Annotated in this window: 22 protein-coding genes; 6 read left to right on the top strand and 16 right to left on the bottom strand. The window is 54.4% G+C overall.

What is annotated here, in order from left to right; translation table 11 throughout:
* Window positions 1-22: 22 nt before the first annotated feature.
* The 11 genes from rpsQ to rpsJ are packed head-to-tail and all read right to left on the bottom strand — an operon-like array spanning window position 23 to window position 5,202.
* Window positions 23-307: a 30S ribosomal protein S17 gene (gene rpsQ / locus DI579_RS05535; RefSeq protein ID WP_233404247.1), complete on the bottom strand. Its 285-nt coding sequence runs from the start codon at window positions 305-307 to the stop codon at window positions 23-25.
* Window positions 307-537, bottom strand: a complete 231-nt coding sequence (rpmC, locus tag DI579_RS05530; protein WP_053961745.1) for a 50S ribosomal protein L29 — start codon at window positions 535-537, stop codon at window positions 307-309. The genes rpsQ and rpmC overlap by 1 nt, the downstream gene beginning before the upstream one ends.
* Entirely contained in the window at window positions 537-953 is a 417-nt protein-coding gene (rplP, locus tag DI579_RS05525) for a 50S ribosomal protein L16 (protein ID WP_290595794.1), read from the bottom strand. Before rplP ends, rpmC begins: the two co-directional genes overlap by 1 nt.
* 5 nt (window positions 954-958) lie before the next feature.
* On the bottom strand, window positions 959-1,723 hold the full coding sequence (rpsC, locus tag DI579_RS05520) for a 30S ribosomal protein S3 (protein ID WP_290595796.1): 765 nt from the start codon (window positions 1,721-1,723) through the stop codon (window positions 959-961).
* Window positions 1,723-2,124 carry a 50S ribosomal protein L22 gene (rplV, locus tag DI579_RS05515; protein ID WP_290595798.1) on the bottom strand — a complete coding sequence of 134 codons (402 nt, stop codon included), beginning with the start codon at window positions 2,122-2,124 and terminating at the stop codon, window positions 1,723-1,725. Before rplV ends, rpsC begins: the two co-directional genes overlap by 1 nt.
* Window positions 2,121-2,402: a 30S ribosomal protein S19 gene (rpsS, locus tag DI579_RS05510; protein ID WP_290595800.1), complete on the bottom strand. Its 282-nt coding sequence runs from the start codon at window positions 2,400-2,402 to the stop codon at window positions 2,121-2,123. The genes rplV and rpsS overlap by 4 nt, the downstream gene beginning before the upstream one ends.
* A 14-nt stretch (window positions 2,403-2,416) precedes the next feature.
* The gene (gene rplB / locus DI579_RS05505; protein WP_290595802.1) at window positions 2,417-3,253 is read right to left on the bottom strand and encodes a 50S ribosomal protein L2; all 837 of its coding nucleotides are present in this window, start codon (window positions 3,251-3,253) and stop codon (window positions 2,417-2,419) included.
* A complete protein-coding gene (gene rplW / locus DI579_RS05500; RefSeq protein ID WP_290595804.1) occupies window positions 3,253-3,558 on the bottom strand; it encodes a 50S ribosomal protein L23 in 306 nt (101 codons plus the stop codon). Before rplW ends, rplB begins: the two co-directional genes overlap by 1 nt.
* Complete coding sequence (gene rplD, locus DI579_RS05495; protein ID WP_290595806.1) at window positions 3,555-4,202, bottom strand: 50S ribosomal protein L4; 648 nt, start codon at window positions 4,200-4,202, stop codon at window positions 3,555-3,557. Before rplD ends, rplW begins: the two co-directional genes overlap by 4 nt.
* Complete coding sequence (gene rplC / locus DI579_RS05490) at window positions 4,202-4,864, bottom strand: 50S ribosomal protein L3 (protein ID WP_290595808.1); 663 nt, start codon at window positions 4,862-4,864, stop codon at window positions 4,202-4,204. The genes rplD and rplC overlap by 1 nt, the downstream gene beginning before the upstream one ends.
* Window positions 4,865-4,896: 32 nt before the next feature.
* On the bottom strand, window positions 4,897-5,202 hold the full coding sequence (rpsJ, locus tag DI579_RS05485) for a 30S ribosomal protein S10 (RefSeq protein WP_003883485.1): 306 nt from the start codon (window positions 5,200-5,202) through the stop codon (window positions 4,897-4,899).
* Window positions 5,203-5,748: 546 nt separating this feature from the next.
* On the opposite strand from rpsJ, the gene DI579_RS05480 reads away from it, so the two are divergent.
* From DI579_RS05480 to DI579_RS05455, 6 genes are all read left to right on the top strand, one after another.
* Window positions 5,749-6,180, top strand: a complete 432-nt coding sequence (locus tag DI579_RS05480) for an Asp23/Gls24 family envelope stress response protein (RefSeq protein WP_303678862.1) — start codon at window positions 5,749-5,751, stop codon at window positions 6,178-6,180.
* A gap of 69 nt (window positions 6,181-6,249) precedes the next feature.
* The gene (locus tag DI579_RS05475) at window positions 6,250-6,567 is read left to right on the top strand and encodes a hypothetical protein (protein ID WP_290595815.1); all 318 of its coding nucleotides are present in this window, start codon (window positions 6,250-6,252) and stop codon (window positions 6,565-6,567) included.
* Window positions 6,568-6,576: 9 nt separating this feature from the next.
* Window positions 6,577-6,756, top strand: a complete 180-nt coding sequence (locus DI579_RS05470; RefSeq protein ID WP_290595817.1) for a DUF2273 domain-containing protein — start codon at window positions 6,577-6,579, stop codon at window positions 6,754-6,756.
* Window positions 6,757-7,224, top strand: coding sequence for an Asp23/Gls24 family envelope stress response protein (locus DI579_RS05465; RefSeq protein ID WP_303678861.1), 468 nt, complete (start codon window positions 6,757-6,759; stop codon window positions 7,222-7,224).
* Entirely contained in the window at window positions 7,205-7,774 is a 570-nt protein-coding gene (locus DI579_RS05460) for a DUF6286 domain-containing protein (RefSeq protein ID WP_290595821.1), read from the top strand. Before DI579_RS05465 ends, DI579_RS05460 begins: the two co-directional genes overlap by 20 nt.
* A complete protein-coding gene (locus DI579_RS05455; protein ID WP_290595823.1) occupies window positions 7,771-8,460 on the top strand; it encodes a hypothetical protein in 690 nt (229 codons plus the stop codon). The genes DI579_RS05460 and DI579_RS05455 overlap by 4 nt, the downstream gene beginning before the upstream one ends.
* A gap of 256 nt (window positions 8,461-8,716) precedes the next feature.
* On the opposite strand, the gene tuf is transcribed toward DI579_RS05455, so the two are convergent.
* From tuf to DI579_RS05430, 5 genes are all read right to left on the bottom strand, one after another.
* Window positions 8,717-9,904 (bottom strand): elongation factor Tu, encoded by a 1,188-nt coding sequence (gene tuf, locus DI579_RS05450; protein WP_303678860.1) that lies wholly within the window; start codon window positions 9,902-9,904, stop codon window positions 8,717-8,719.
* 171 nt (window positions 9,905-10,075) lie between these two features.
* Window positions 10,076-12,184 carry an elongation factor G gene (fusA, locus tag DI579_RS05445; RefSeq protein WP_290595825.1) on the bottom strand — a complete coding sequence of 703 codons (2,109 nt, stop codon included), beginning with the start codon at window positions 12,182-12,184 and terminating at the stop codon, window positions 10,076-10,078.
* 127 nt (window positions 12,185-12,311) lie between these two features.
* The gene (rpsG, locus tag DI579_RS05440; RefSeq protein WP_303678859.1) at window positions 12,312-12,782 is read right to left on the bottom strand and encodes a 30S ribosomal protein S7; all 471 of its coding nucleotides are present in this window, start codon (window positions 12,780-12,782) and stop codon (window positions 12,312-12,314) included.
* A 2-nt stretch (window positions 12,783-12,784) separates the two neighbouring features.
* The gene (gene rpsL, locus DI579_RS05435; protein WP_053961761.1) at window positions 12,785-13,156 is read right to left on the bottom strand and encodes a 30S ribosomal protein S12; all 372 of its coding nucleotides are present in this window, start codon (window positions 13,154-13,156) and stop codon (window positions 12,785-12,787) included.
* 248 nt (window positions 13,157-13,404) lie between these two features.
* Window positions 13,405-13,998 (bottom strand): TM2 domain-containing protein (locus DI579_RS05430; RefSeq protein ID WP_303678858.1); only part of this gene is annotated, 594 nt, incomplete at its 5' end.

Here is a 13,998-nt window from a genome sequence, read left to right as displayed (position 1 = left end):
CTAGTGAGAGCCACTAAGGTATTTACTTAGCTTTCTCAAGAATCTCAACAAGACGCCAGCGCTTGGTAGCAGACAGCGGGCGAGTTTCCATAATACGCACGCGGTCGCCAATACCAGCGGTGTTGTTCTCATCGTGAGCCTTCACGCGAGAAGTACGGCGAATAATCTTGTCATAAAGCGGGTGCTTAACGCGATCTTCAAGTTCTACAACGACAGTCTTGTCCATCTTGTCGGACACGACATAGCCGATACGAACTTTACGACGTCCACGCTCTTCAGTGTCGTTAGCCACGGTATTTTCCTTCATTACTCGTCACCGCCCGGGACAGCACTGAGGCCGAGCTCACGCTCGCGCAGTACGGTGTAGATGCGGGCAATGTCCTTGCGGACGACACCGAGTCGGCGATTGTTATCCAGCTGGCCAGTAGCAAGCTGGAAACGGAGGTTGAACAGCTCCTCCTTGGACTCACGAAGCTTTGCTTCGAGGTCGGCATTGCTGAGCTCACGCAGCTCAGCGGCAGAAGTTCCGAGTGCCATTAGAACTGCTCCTCCCTAGCGACGATACGGGTCTTAATAGGAAGCTTATGCTGGGCGCGGCGCAGGGCCTCGCGAGCAACAGCCTCGTCCGGGTAAGAAATCTCGAAGAGAATTCGGCCGGGCTTGATATTGGCAACCCACCATTCAACGGCGCCTTTACCGGAACCCATTCGGACTTCGGCAGGCTTCTTGGTGAGTGGACGGTCCGGGAAGACGTTAATCCAGACCTTGCCGCCACGCTTGATGTGGCGGTTAATAGCAATACGAGCAGCTTCAATCTGGCGGTTGGTCAAGTAGACCGGCTCCAGAGCCTGCACACCGTAATCACCAAAGGTAAGTTTATTTCCACCCTTAGAGATACCGGTACGTACCGGACGGTGCTGCTTGCGATGCTTGACACGACGAGGGATAAGCATTGTTGTTATGCCTCCTTCTTCTGGTCAGCTGCGGCATTACGGGAAGAATTGCGGCGGTTGGAAGAACGTCCTCCACGACGGGAACGTCCTCCACGACGGTTACGCTCTGCTTCCTGTATAGCCATGGCGGATTCACGACGGCCTCCGACAACGTCACCCTTGTAGATCCATACCTTCACACCAATGCGTCCGAAAGTGGTACGGGCTTCAAAGGTGCCATAGTCGATCTCTGCGCGAAGAGTGTGCAGGGGCACACGGCCTTCGTGGTAACGCTCGGAACGAGACATTTCAGCGCCACCCAGACGGCCAGAGCACACAATCTTAATGCCTTTGACCTGGGGCTGACGCATAGCGGACTGGATGGCTTTACGCATAGCGCGACGGAAAGCCACGCGGTTGGAAAGCTGTTCAGCAATAGACTGTGCAACCAGCTGAGCGTCAGCATCAATATTCTTCACTTCGAGGATGTTGAGCTGAACCTGCTTCGAGGTGAGCTTTTCCAGCTCTCCACGAATACGCTCAGCTTCAGCACCACGACGCCCAATGACGATGCCCGGGCGGGCAGTGTGAATATCAACGCGGACGCGATCGCGGGTGCGCTCGATGTCGATAGCGGACACGCCAGCACGCTCCAGGTTTTCGCTCAGGAACTTGCGGATCTTAATGTCCTCGGCAACGTACTCAGCGTACTGCTTGTCGGCGTACCAGTGTGACTTCCAATCGGAGGTAATACCCAGGCGGAAGCCTACAGGGTTAATTTTCTGACCCACTAGCGAGCACTTCCCTTCTGGCTCTTGCGGTCTGCAACGGCGGAGCGCAGTGCGACCTCGATGGTGATGTGGCTCGTGCGCTTCCGAATATGGAAAGCACGACCCTGGGCGCGCGGCTGGAATCGACGCATCGTCGGGCCTTCATCCGCATAGGCGACGGAGACCACGAGATCAGCGGGATTTAGGTTGAAGTTATTCTCAGCATTTGCCACGGCAGAGGCGAGAACCTTCGCGACCGGCTCAGATGCAGACTGCGGAGCAAACCGCAGGATAGAAGCTGCTTCATCGACGGACTTACCACGAATCAGATCGATCACACGACGGGCCTTGAACGGAGCCACGCGAACGAACTTGGCAGTTGCGCGAGCGCTCGTGCGCTCATCCATGTTTTCAGTGCTCATCGACGCGTACCCTTCCGGTCATCCTTGATGTGACCTTTAAAAGTGCGGGTAGGGGCAAACTCACCCAGTTTGTGACCAACCATGGAGTCGGTGATGAAAACGGGGACATGCTTGCGACCATCATGCACAGCAAAAGTGTGGCCGATGAAATCGGGCAGGATAGTGGAGCGACGGCTCCAGGTCTTAATAACCTGCTGGGTACCCTTTTCGTTTTGGGCGTCCACCTTAGCAAGGAGGTGTTCGTCTACGAATGGGCCTTTCTTAAGGCTACGAGGCATACTTCATTCCCTCCTTAATGGTTCTTACCAGTGCGACGACGACGCGTAATAAGCGGATCGCTGGGACGGTTGGGCTTACGGGTACGACCCTCGGGCTGACCCCACGGGCTGACCGGGTGACGACCACCAGAGGTCTTACCTTCACCACCACCATGCGGGTGGTCAACCGGGTTCATAACAACACCGCGGACGGTCGGGCGAACGCCCTTCCAACGCATACGACCGGCTTTACCCCAGTCGATGTTGATCCACTCAGCGTTGCCAACTTCGCCGATAGAAGCGCGGCAGCGCACATCGACACGGCGGATTTCGCCGGAGGGCATACGCAAGGAAGCATACGCACCTTCACGACCAAGTAGCTGAATACCAGCACCAGCGGAACGAGCAAGCTTTGCACCGCCGCCCGGCTTCAATTCCACACAGTTAAGGGTGGTGCCGACGGGGATGTTGCGAAGCGGCAGGTTATTACCGGGCTTAATGTCGGCATTTGGGCCGGATTCAACAATTGCACCCTGCTGGAGACCCTTAGGGGCAATGATGTAGCGCTTCTCGCCATCGACGTAGTGCAGAAGAGCAATGTTAGCAGTGCGGTTGGGGTCGTACTCGATATGAGCAACCTTGGCCTTCACGCCGTCTTTGTCGACACGCTTGAAGTCGATGATGCGGTACTGACGCTTATGTCCGCCGCCCTTGTGACGAGTAGTAATACGTCCGTGGACGTTACGACCACCGGTCTTGGAAAGAGGACGGAGCAGAGACTTTTCAGGATTCGAGCGGGTAATCTCAGCAAAATCGGAGACGCTCGAGCCACGACGACCGGGGGTCGTCGGCTTGTACTTACGAATAGCCATTAGGAAGCCGCTCCTCCGAAGATCTCGATAGGCTCGCTACCCTCAGCAAGGGTAACAATTGCGCGCTTAGTGCTCTTACGCTGGCCATAGCCAGTGCGGGAACGCTTGCGCTTGCCCTGACGGTTGACGGTATTCACATTGGCAACCTTGACTCCAAAGATCTCTTCGATGGCGATCTTAATCTGAGTCTTATTAGCTTCCGGAGCGACATAGAACGTGTAGACGTTCTGCTCCATAAGACCATAAGCCTTCTCGGAGACTACCGGGGCCAAGATGATGTCGCGAGGATTTGCGATAGTGCTCACTTGGTCTCCTCCTTAGGCTGCTTTGCGGAAACAAAAGTATTGAGAGCTTCCACCGTGAAGACCACGTCGTCAGCATTCAACACGTCGTAGGTGTTGAGCTGATCAGCAGCAATCGGGTGGACGTAGTTGAGGTTTGCAACAGACTTCCACGCAGCCAGATCCTCGCGTCCGAGGACGAGAAGGAACTTGGTGCGATCAGTCAAGCCTGCCAGGAATTTCTGTGCAGACTTGGTGGAAGGAGTTTGTCCTTCGACAAGCTCACTGATGACAAACATGCGATCATTGCGTACACGATCGGTGAGAGCGCCGGCGAGAGCGGCAGCCTTCATCTTCTTAGGTACGCGCTTGGTGTAGTCACGCGGCTGCGGGCCGAATACGGTACCACCACCGGTGAACTGTGGTGCACGGGTAGAACCCTGACGTGCACGACCAGTGCCCTTCTGACGGAATGGCTTCTTACCACCACCGGAAACCATGCCGCGAGTCTTCGTAGCATGTGTTCCCTGGCGAGCAGCAGCCTGCTGTGCGACAACAACCTGGTGCATAAGGGAGATGTTGGGTTCCTTGTCGAAAATGTCGGCAGGGAGATCAACGGTTCCCGCGGTTTTGCCATCCGGGGTGCGGACGTCAAGTGTAAGAGCCATTACTTCGCACCACCCTTCACAGCGGACTTCACCATCACGAGGCATCCCTTAGGACCGGGAATAGCGCCCTTGATGAGGAGGAGACCAGATTCGGTATCCACCTTCTGGACTTTCAAATTCAAGGCGGTAACACGATCTCCGCCCATACGACCAGACATGCGCATGCCCTTAAAGACACGACCTGGGGTGGCGCAAGCGCCAATAGAACCAGGACGACGGTGCACGGCCTGAGTACCGTGTGCGGCACCCTGTCCGGCGAAGCCGTGGCGCTTCATCGTACCGGCGTATCCCTTACCTTTAGAGGTACCGGTAACGTCGACGAAAGCTCCCGCTTCGAAGATATCGGCGGTGAGTTCCTGACCCACCTCATAGTTAGCAGCCGCATCGGCATCCGCAAAACGGATTTCGGCGATGTGGCGACGCGGCGTAACACCGGCCTTTGCGAAGTGGCCAGCCATAGGCTTAGTCACTTTACGGGGGTCGATGGCGCCGAATGCGATCTGGACGGCGTTGTAGCCATCGGTCTCTTCGGTGCGAACCTGGGTTACGACACAAGGCCCAGCCTTGACGACAGTAACGGGGACAACCCGGTTCTGTTCGTCGAAGACCTGGGTCATGCCGAGCTTATTGCCCAGGATGCCCTTAATCTCGGTTTCACTCATTGGTTTCTCTGCTCCGATGCCGTTTTCCAAGCTCACTGAATGTTGACGTCGACGCTAGCCGGAAGGTCGATGCGCATAAGGGCATCAACAGTCTTCGGCGTCGGGTCGAGAATATCGATGAGGCGCTTGTGGGTGCGCATCTCGAAGTGCTCGCGTGAGTCCTTGTACTTATGGGGCGAGCGGATGACGCAGTACACGTTCTTCTCGGTAGGCAGCGGCACCGGGCCGACCACGCTGGCGCCGGTACGGGTAACCGTCTCGACGATCTTGCGCGCAGAAGCATCGATAGCTTCGTGGTCATAGGCCTTTAGCCGGATGCGGATCTTTTGTCCCGCCACGCTTGTCCTCTTCCTTCACCCACAAAGTGGGTCTGTCTTACTCTGTGCGATCACAGGTATCGCACCTTCCTCAGGTGATCGTCGGCATCGACCGATGACACCGTTTCCCGGAAGAGCCGCGAGGGGTTCCGAATCCGCTGTTCATCTGTCACGCCGTCGTTCCACGCGCTCGGGCGTGTCGCCCGATCACCTTTAACGATGTGTCCGATTCCCATAGACAACAAGAACAAACTCTTCGTCTTGTGAAAACCTGGAACACATCACATGCGTGCTCGCTTTACCAGCGCTCAGTTGGCCTTCGTGAGATATGGCACAAACGTCTGCCCTGTTAAAGCAACCTGAATAGTATGCATCACTCAGCACAAAAAGGCAAAACGACTGCGTATATCGTCACGGCACGCTATCTTGGAACTGGGAGAGAAAATAACTCCCCCACCCTAGAATTTCACACGTACCCCAGGTCTTTATTGCCCTGCTGTTCACAGGATTCCATTCCGTTGGAGCACACCTTTGAAACAGCTGGCTCGACAGCTCTAAGGAATGCTAATGCCCGACACCAAAAACACCTCCGCCACGAAATCCACTGAACTTACCGACCGCGGACAAACCGTCATCGCAGATGTCGCCGTCGCCAAAATTGCGGGTGTCGCAACTCGCGAAGTTCCCGGCGTCCATGATCTCGGCAACGGCCCCGCACGGCTAGCTGGCGCAATTCGTGACCATATCCCCGGCTCCTCCACCGACGTCCAACAAGGCATCTCCGTCGAAGTTGGAGAAACCGAAGCCGCCGTCGACGTCACCATCGTCGCTGAATACGGCGTAGCTATCCATCAACTAGCTGCCGCAATCCGTAAAAACATCATTTCCGCAGTGGAAGGAATGACCGGACTGAAAGTCACAGAAGTTAACGTCTCCGTCATCGATATTCATCTCCCCAACGACGATAAAGCCGAAGAGACGGAACCACGTGTCAACTAACGAACTCTAGCGTTTTCCCTTTCGTCCATGCAGACGATTCTCGGACACAACGAAGGGTGACTTATCTCCATGACAACCACACCTTTTACACTCACCGATGAGCTCGCCAGGAAACTCTCTAAGGTCGTGTCACAGATTCCCGGTGTTGACCATCTTGACGGTGGGCATTTTGGAGAGAACTCCACCTACACACCACTAGGTGTTGTTAAAGGTATTTCATACGACTCTGACAGTGGGCATCTACACGTGGCATTAGTCGCCCGCTGGCCCTACCATCTGCTAAAACTAGCGAACACAGTACGCAAAGCCATCACCCGCTACGCAGATGTTCCCGTGGATGTTTACATTAATGATTTAGTGGAGCCCACACCCACCTCAGAAACTTAGGAGAAATCCATGTCAATAACCTTGTATGGTGTCATCGTCGGCATACTCCTTACCCTGGCCTGGACAACTGGAGGATTCCCCTTCTTCCTCGTCGCTATCCTCCTAGGGGCCATAGGAGGCCTTATCGGCGCCCAAATAGAAGGCAAGATCGACGTACGGGCCATGTTTACCAACCGTGGGCGTGGATAAATGGACTCCCCCTCATCAATAGCGACAGGATCTCTCCGCATCGAGCAATCCGTCACTAACCAAATTATTCGCCAAGCAGCCCTCACTGTTCCCGGATGCGTTGAAAAAGCAGCAGGAGTACGAAGTGTACTGGGCAAAACTCTTCCGCAAGCCGATATCACCACCGACGGTCCATATATCGCTGCTGAAGTACACATTGCAGTAAGCTGGCCTGCCCCCGTAGCACAAGTAGCTCGAAGCGTACGCGAAGTAGTGCGATCCCATCTAGAGGCCTACATGGATGCACAAGTGACGGAAGTCTCCGTATTCGTAGACACCATCACTACCGAGCCCGCTGCAGGATCCACCTCTCGATCACCCCGTATCACTCTTGCAGACCTTGCAGATTTAGATAGTTCTCCACACGTAAAACACGTTGTTGCCCCCTGCGACGAACAGGAAGAAGACAATGATGACCCAGCCAATTGACCACGATCTCACTAAACAACCACGTCCTCCCAAAGCTCGACCTGGTTCCGCTGGATTCGTCTGGTTTCTTACCGTCCTATTCCTTGTTGTGGCAGGTATTGCTATCCACGACGCAATAGTCGCAAAAGGCCATATCGGCGGTCCATCATGGCTAGGGACAGTCTCATCAGCCATTGGAGATATGCACTACGGCACGTGGGTTCTTCCCGCTGGAATTATTCTTGTGCTAGTTGGAGTTATCACGCTCATCGGTGCCTGTATGCCAGCCGCCGTGCGCTACTTCCCCATCCACAGTTCTGCCGCAGTCTGGATGCGCCCCACCGACGTTTGCAGACTATGCACCCACACCGCACAAGAAGTATACGGAGTTACCCGCGCCAGCACAGTCGCTAGCAACAAAAAAGTTACCGTGTCCATCTACACCGCCGGCCCCACACCCGATGATGTTGTGGAACGCGTACGACAAGCTGTAAATGCACAATTGGAATACGTGAACCATCCGCTGGAACTCACCATTCGCCCTGTTAAAAAGGGAGGTCAGCACGCATGACCCGGGGAGCTGAAATCTACGTCCGTATTATCACTTTCCTTGTCGGCCTCGTTTTAACCGCCCTCGGCATAGTGTGTATCCTCTGGTATGCCGGCGTGGACCCCCTCGCCAGCTGGCTCAACGATAGCTGGCCCAAGAGCCAACTCAATGACGCCGACAACACCAGTTGGTGGTTTACCACCCTCGTCGTTACTGCTCTCATCATCATACTGTTGTGCCTTAACAGTATCGTTCAGCTATCCAAGCGACGCACTGTAGACACCCTCATTATTGATGGAGACCAACCCGGGGGAGCCATTCATATAGAACTTTCTGATGTAGGTAGAGCTATAGCGCGTGACCTGGAGACTAAACCAATTATTCGTACTGCATCCGCACACGCCGTTCGCGACCATGGCGTCGATACACTAGACATTGACGTACAAGCACCAGCTGACGTGCCGCTGACGACACTGATTAAAACAGCTGAACAAGTATCAGCTGATGTGCCTGTTGCCGTCGCATACTGCGGTCCCACAAGCCGCATTTTCCTGCGTTTGGATAAAGTACGTCGCCCCGATGGAACAACATCGTCTGCTCGGTACCGAGGAGTACAAGAAATTCCCTACTCCGATATCGAAAAAGACGGCAATGCTCTCCCCCAGCAAAACGACAGCAGCTCCACAAGAGAGGGGAAAGAAGCCTAGCTTTCCCACGGTTTATAGCACACCATGCCTATAGAACACCGTGTCTACAGAACACTGCCTATAGGACACTTGTCTACAGAAAAACAGCAGTGCATGTCGTGCACTAAGAAAATGACCATGCATGCCATGCGCTAAGAAAACAAAATAAAAGAGATAAAACAAAATAACTAATGGCCCGCTTCACATGATGTGAAGCGGGCCATTAAGAGCTTGAGCACTCAGGTGTGCTGTTACCCCTTATTGGGGAAAGGTCACCTTACTTGATGATCTTGGTAACACGACCGGCGCCAACGGTGCGGCCACCTTCGCGGATAGCGAAGCGGAGGCCTTCATCCATGGCGACGGGCTGAATGAGCTCGACGGTCATGTCGCAGTTGTCGCCAGGCATAACCATTTCGGTGCCCTCAGCGAGCTTAACAACACCAGTTACGTCCGTGGTACGGAAGTAGAACTGCGGACGGTAGTCGTTGAAGAACGGGGTGTGGCGGCCGCCTTCGTCCTTGGACAGGACGTAAACAGAACCCTCGAAGTTGGTGTGAGGAGTGTAAGCACCAGGAGCGCACACACACTGGCCACGCTCAACATCTTCGCGCTTAACACCACGGAGGAGAAGACCGACGTTGTCGCCAGCTTCGCCGTCATCGAGCATCTTGCGGAACATTTCGATGCCGGTAACGGTGGTGGTGGCCTTGTCGCGGATACCAATCAGCTCAACATCTTCGTTGAGGTGGATGATGCCACGCTCAATACGGCCGGTAACAACGGTGCCACGACCAGTAATGGTGAAGACGTCCTCGATAGGCATAAGGAAGGGCTTATCGGTTTCACGGACGGGATCCGGGATAGCTTCGTCAACAGCATCCATGAGCTCGAGAATGGACTTCTTCCACTTCTCGTCGCCCTGCAGAGCCTGGTAAGCAGAAACGTGAACGATCGGGGCGTCCTCGTCGTAGTCCTGGGAAGCGAGCAGTTCGCGAACTTCCATCTCAACGAGTTCGAGGATTTCCTCATCGTCAACCATGTCGCACTTGTTCAGAGCAACGACGATGTAGGGAACGCCCACCTGGCGAGCGAGGAGCACGTGCTCACGGGTCTGCGGCATGGGGCCATCAGTGGCGGCAACCACGAGGATAGCGCCGTCCATCTGAGCTGCACCAGTGATCATGTTCTTGATGTAGTCAGCGTGGCCAGGGGCGTCAACGTGAGCGTAGTGACGCTTCTTGGTCTGGTACTCCACGTGGGAGATGTTAATGGTAATACCACGGGCCTTTTCTTCAGGGGCCTTATCGATCTCGTCGAACGCGAAGGAATCGTTGAGATCGGGATATTCCTCCGACAGCACCTTGGTGATAGCTGCGGTCAGGGTGGTCTTACCATGGTCGACGTGACCGATGGTGCCAATGTTTACGTGCGGTTTGGTCCGCTCGAACTTAGCCTTCGCCACTTTGTTGTCCTCCTGGACGATCATGAATTGTTAACACTCGCCAACAATTCTTATTTGGTTCAGATCTTTGGTCAGATGCTACCTGGTTAGTGTAGCTGTCATTTCCGCCAATTGCCTAGTTATCAGTTTCCTATTACCTAGACTCTCGGCGGGGTCAGGGCCACGAAGAATTTATTCTCCGTTAGCCTTCGCAATGATCTCCTTCGCTACGTTCTGAGGAACCTCAGCGTAGGATCCGAAGACCATCGTGTAGTTGGCTCGGCCCTGGGTCTTCGACCGGAGGTCTCCAACATAGCCGAACATCTCAGACAGCGGCACATCGGCTTTCACCACACGTGCGCCACTGCGCTCTTCCATGGCCTTAACCTGGCCACGACGGGAGTTAAGGTCACCGATTACATCGCCCATGTACTCCTCAGGGGTGACGACCTCCACAGCCATAATGGGTTCGAGGAGGACCGGTGAAGCTTTCTTGGCAGCTTCCTTCAATGCCATAGAGCCGGCAACCTTGAAGGCCATTTCCGAAGAGTCAACTTCGTGGTAGGCACCGTCAAGGAGCTCGCACTCAATATCGACAAGTGGGAAGCCTGCGAGAACACCGTACTGCATAGCATCCTGGACACCTGCGTCAACAGACGGGATGTATTCCTTCGGGATGCGACCGCCGGTAACGGAGTTAATGAACTTGTAGTGTTCTTCGTCCTCACCAATTTCGGTGAGCGGGGAAAGACGAATAATAACGCGTGCGAACTGACCAGAACCACCGGTCTGCTTCTTGTGCGTGTACTCGTACTTATCGACTACCTTGCGAATAGTTTCGCGGTAGGCAACCTGCGGCTTACCAACGTTAGCTTCAACCTTGAACTCGCGACGCATACGGTCAACCAGCACGTCCAAGTGGAGCTCGCCCATACCACCGATAACGGTCTGGCCGGTTTGCTCATCATTCTGGACAGTGAAGGTGGGGTCTTCTTCCGCGAGTTTCTGGATGGCGACACCCAGCTTCTCCTGGTCAGACTTGGTCTTAGGCTCAATAGCAACCTGGATAACCGGATCCGGGAAAGTCATGGATTCAAGAACAACCTGGTTGTTGGGATCACACAGGGTGTCACCGGTGGTGGTTTCCTTCAGACCGATAAAAGCATAGATGTGGCCAGCAAAAGCCTCGTCTACCGGATTCTCCTTATTGGAGTGCATCTGGAAGAGTTTGCCGACACGCTCTTTCTTCTCCTTGGTGGAGTTGTAGATGGTGTCACCGGACTTGACATGGCCGGAGTACACACGCACGTAGGTGAGCTTGCCGAAGAACGGGTGAGCAGCAACCTTAAAGGCAAGTGCGGAGAATGGCTCATCGAGGGAAGGCTTGCGATCGATTTCGATGGATTCATCGTTGACGTCATGTCCAACGATGTTCGGAACGTCAAGCGGGCTCGGCAGGTAATCGGCGATGGCATCAAGAAGAGGCTGAACACCCTTGTTCTTGAAGGCAGTACCGCAGATGACGGGGTAAGCTTCCGAGTTCACAGTGAGCTTGCGGATAGCGCCCTTGATTTCATCAATAGTGAGTTCTTCGCCGGCGAAGTACTTCTCCATGAGTGCTTCATCGAACTCAGCAACGGTCTCAATGAGCTTCTCATGATATTCAGCGGCACGATCGGCAAGATCCGCGGGGATCTCTTCAATGATGGTCTCTTGACCAGGCTCAACCTTACCCGGCCACATCAAGGCCTTCATGGTAAGAAGATCGACAACACCATCGAAGGAGTCTTCTGCACCAATCGGGAGCTGCAGAACTAGCGGCTTAGCACCGAGACGATCTTCAATAGTCTTTACCGAGTAGTAGAAGTCGGCGCCCATCTTGTCCATCTTGTTGATGAAGCAAATACGGGGGACGTCGTACTTAGAAGCCTGACGCCAAACTTGTTCAGACTGCGGCTCGACACCTTCCTTGCCGTCGAAGACGGCTACAGCACCGTCGAGAACACGGAGGGAACGCTCCACCTCAACGGTGAAGTCCACGTGGCCGGGGGTGTCGATAATGTTGAGTTGGTGGCCCTTCCAGTAGCAGGTGGTAGCCGCGGAGGTAATGGTAATACCGCGTTCCTTCTCCTGCTCCATCCAGTCCATGGTGGAAGCGCCATCGTGAGTCTCACCGATCTTGTAGTTAATACCGGTGTAGAACAGGATGCGCTCAGTAGCAGTGGTTTTACCAGCATCGATGTGAGCCATAATGCCGATATTGCGAACCTTGCTCAGGTCCTTAAGCACTTCAAGTGCCACTTCGAACTCTCCGTTCGATCATGGATCCATAAGGATCCTCTTTTGACATAGGTCAGTTTATGAACGTAGCTAAAGCGCAACGTTCTGGACTGCACACCCTCTAGTGTAGTGGTGCGCAGCCCCGACGTCACCAGCGATAGTGCGCGAAAGCCTTGTTGGCTTCTGCCATCTTGTGAGTGTCTTCGCGACGCTTCACAGATGCGCCAAGACCGTTGGAGGCATCAAGCAGTTCGTTAGCGAGGCGCTCCGCCATCGTCTTCTCGCGACGTTGCCGGGAAAACGCGACGAGCCAGCGCAAAGCAAGCGTAGTGGCACGGCCAGGACGGACCTCAACAGGAACCTGGTAGGTAGCGCCACCGACGCGGCGGGAACGAACTTCAAGAGAAGGACGAACGTTATCGAGAGCCTTCTTGAGAGTGTTAACAGGATCAGTGCCGGTCTTCTCACGGCACATTTCCAGAGCACCATAGACAATGCTCTCGGCAGTGGACTTCTTACCGTCAATAAGAACCTTATTTACAAGCTGGGTAACCAGCGGAGAACCGTAAACAGGATCGTTGACGAGAGGCCGCTTGGGTGCGGGACCTTTACGAGGCATGTTTACTTCTCCTTCTTGGCACCGTAGCGAGAACGAGCCTGCTTACGGCCCTTCACACCCTGGGTATCCAGAGCGCCACGGACAATCTTGTAACGGACACCAGGAAGGTCCTTAACACGACCGCCACGGACGAGCACCATGGAGTGCTCCTGGAGGTTGTGACCTTCACCGGGGATGTAAGCAGAAACCTCGATACCGGACGACAGGCGCACACGTGCGACCTTACGAAGGGCCGAGTTCGGCTTCTTAGGGGTGGTGGTGTACACACGGGTGCATACACCACGGCGCTGCGGGCTGCCCTTCAAAGCTGCAGTCTTTGTAACTGCAGTCTTATCCTGGCGGCCCTTGCGAACCAGCTGCTGAATAGTTGGCATGGACCGAATTTCCTCAATATGTTAGTTAACCCGTACCTTGTGGCAACGGGAAGGGCGTCTGGGGGCTCCCCACACGCCATAAAAGCTAATGGGGCAAAGTGTCCAGATCAAAGCCTAATTTTGAGCAAGAAAGACCGCGTCAGCCGCTCTCGCTGGCTTACCTGGGACAATAACCCGCCCACTTATGTGGGCACGGTTAATTATGCTAACGCCAAAAAGCCTGGAAACCAAACCCGTGACGCTCTCTATTACACCAGCGGAACGCCATCAGCATCGCACCGATAGGGATCTTTACCCGTCAGAATCATAATGAATTCGACCAGATTCCAAATTCCGAGAGCCGTGCCGGCCAGTATGACCATTATTAGTATTGGCGGTATCACTATCGTTAGGAACGACAAAAAGATCGTCAGTAATAAAATGCCTAGCTTTATAAAACCGAAGCTATTTTTCCCCATGTAAAAATTCGCAGCTCCAAAACCGCCCAGGAAGAAAGAAAGCAAGGCAGCGATCATCTTTTCTTTTGGCTTCGGGGCAGCCTGCGCACCGTCAGGAAAACCGTTATAACCTACACCGTTCTGCATAGGCTGACCTGCTGGATTTGGAGAAGTGTACGGAGCACCATACGCCGTGTTTTGACCCGCTCCATATCCCGCTTGTGTCTGCGGATACTGCTGCGCAGGGTAAGTATTCTGAGGGTAACTATTCTGTGGATGTCCATATACAGGAGCGGAGCCCGGTGCAGCATTGGGAACCGACATACTATTAGGTGCCGGAACCGTATTAGCAGTTGTCACAGCGTTAGGAGCCGGCACAGGGTTAGAGACCGGCACAGTGTTAGA

This window comes from Lawsonella clevelandensis (assembly GCF_003241315.1).
Lineage (GTDB): Bacteria > Actinomycetota > Actinomycetes > Mycobacteriales > Mycobacteriaceae > Lawsonella > Lawsonella clevelandensis_A.
The sequence above is the reverse complement of the archived record's forward strand: the minus strand, read 5'-3'. Positions and strand labels throughout refer to the sequence as shown.

Coding starts and splice junctions, on each gene's coding strand:
- rpsQ (WP_233404247.1), bottom strand. CDS start 307: ATGAAGGAAAATACCGTGGCTAACGACACTGAAGAGCGTGGACGTCGT.
- rpmC (WP_053961745.1), bottom strand. CDS start 537: ATGGCACTCGGAACTTCTGCCGCTGAGCTGCGTGAGCTCAGCAATGCC.
- rplP (WP_290595794.1), bottom strand. CDS start 953: ATGCTTATCCCTCGTCGTGTCAAGCATCGCAAGCAGCACCGTCCGGTA.
- rplV (WP_290595798.1), bottom strand. CDS start 2,124: ATGAGCACTGAAAACATGGATGAGCGCACGAGCGCTCGCGCAACTGCC.
- rpsS (WP_290595800.1), bottom strand. CDS start 2,402: ATGCCTCGTAGCCTTAAGAAAGGCCCATTCGTAGACGAACACCTCCTT.
- rplB (WP_290595802.1), bottom strand. CDS start 3,253: ATGGCTATTCGTAAGTACAAGCCGACGACCCCCGGTCGTCGTGGCTCG.
- rplD (WP_290595806.1), bottom strand. CDS start 4,202: ATGGCTCTTACACTTGACGTCCGCACCCCGGATGGCAAAACCGCGGGA.
- rplC (WP_290595808.1), bottom strand. CDS start 4,864: ATGAGTGAAACCGAGATTAAGGGCATCCTGGGCAATAAGCTCGGCATG.
- DI579_RS05480 (WP_303678862.1), top strand. CDS start 5,749: ATGCCCGACACCAAAAACACCTCCGCCACGAAATCCACTGAACTTACC.
- DI579_RS05475 (WP_290595815.1), top strand. CDS start 6,250: ATGACAACCACACCTTTTACACTCACCGATGAGCTCGCCAGGAAACTC.
- DI579_RS05470 (WP_290595817.1), top strand. CDS start 6,577: ATGTCAATAACCTTGTATGGTGTCATCGTCGGCATACTCCTTACCCTG.
- DI579_RS05465 (WP_303678861.1), top strand. CDS start 6,757: ATGGACTCCCCCTCATCAATAGCGACAGGATCTCTCCGCATCGAGCAA.
- DI579_RS05460 (WP_290595821.1), top strand. CDS start 7,205: ATGATGACCCAGCCAATTGACCACGATCTCACTAAACAACCACGTCCT.
- DI579_RS05455 (WP_290595823.1), top strand. CDS start 7,771: ATGACCCGGGGAGCTGAAATCTACGTCCGTATTATCACTTTCCTTGTC.
- rpsG (WP_303678859.1), bottom strand. CDS start 12,782: ATGCCTCGTAAAGGTCCCGCACCCAAGCGGCCTCTCGTCAACGATCCT.
- rpsL (WP_053961761.1), bottom strand. CDS start 13,156: ATGCCAACTATTCAGCAGCTGGTTCGCAAGGGCCGCCAGGATAAGACT.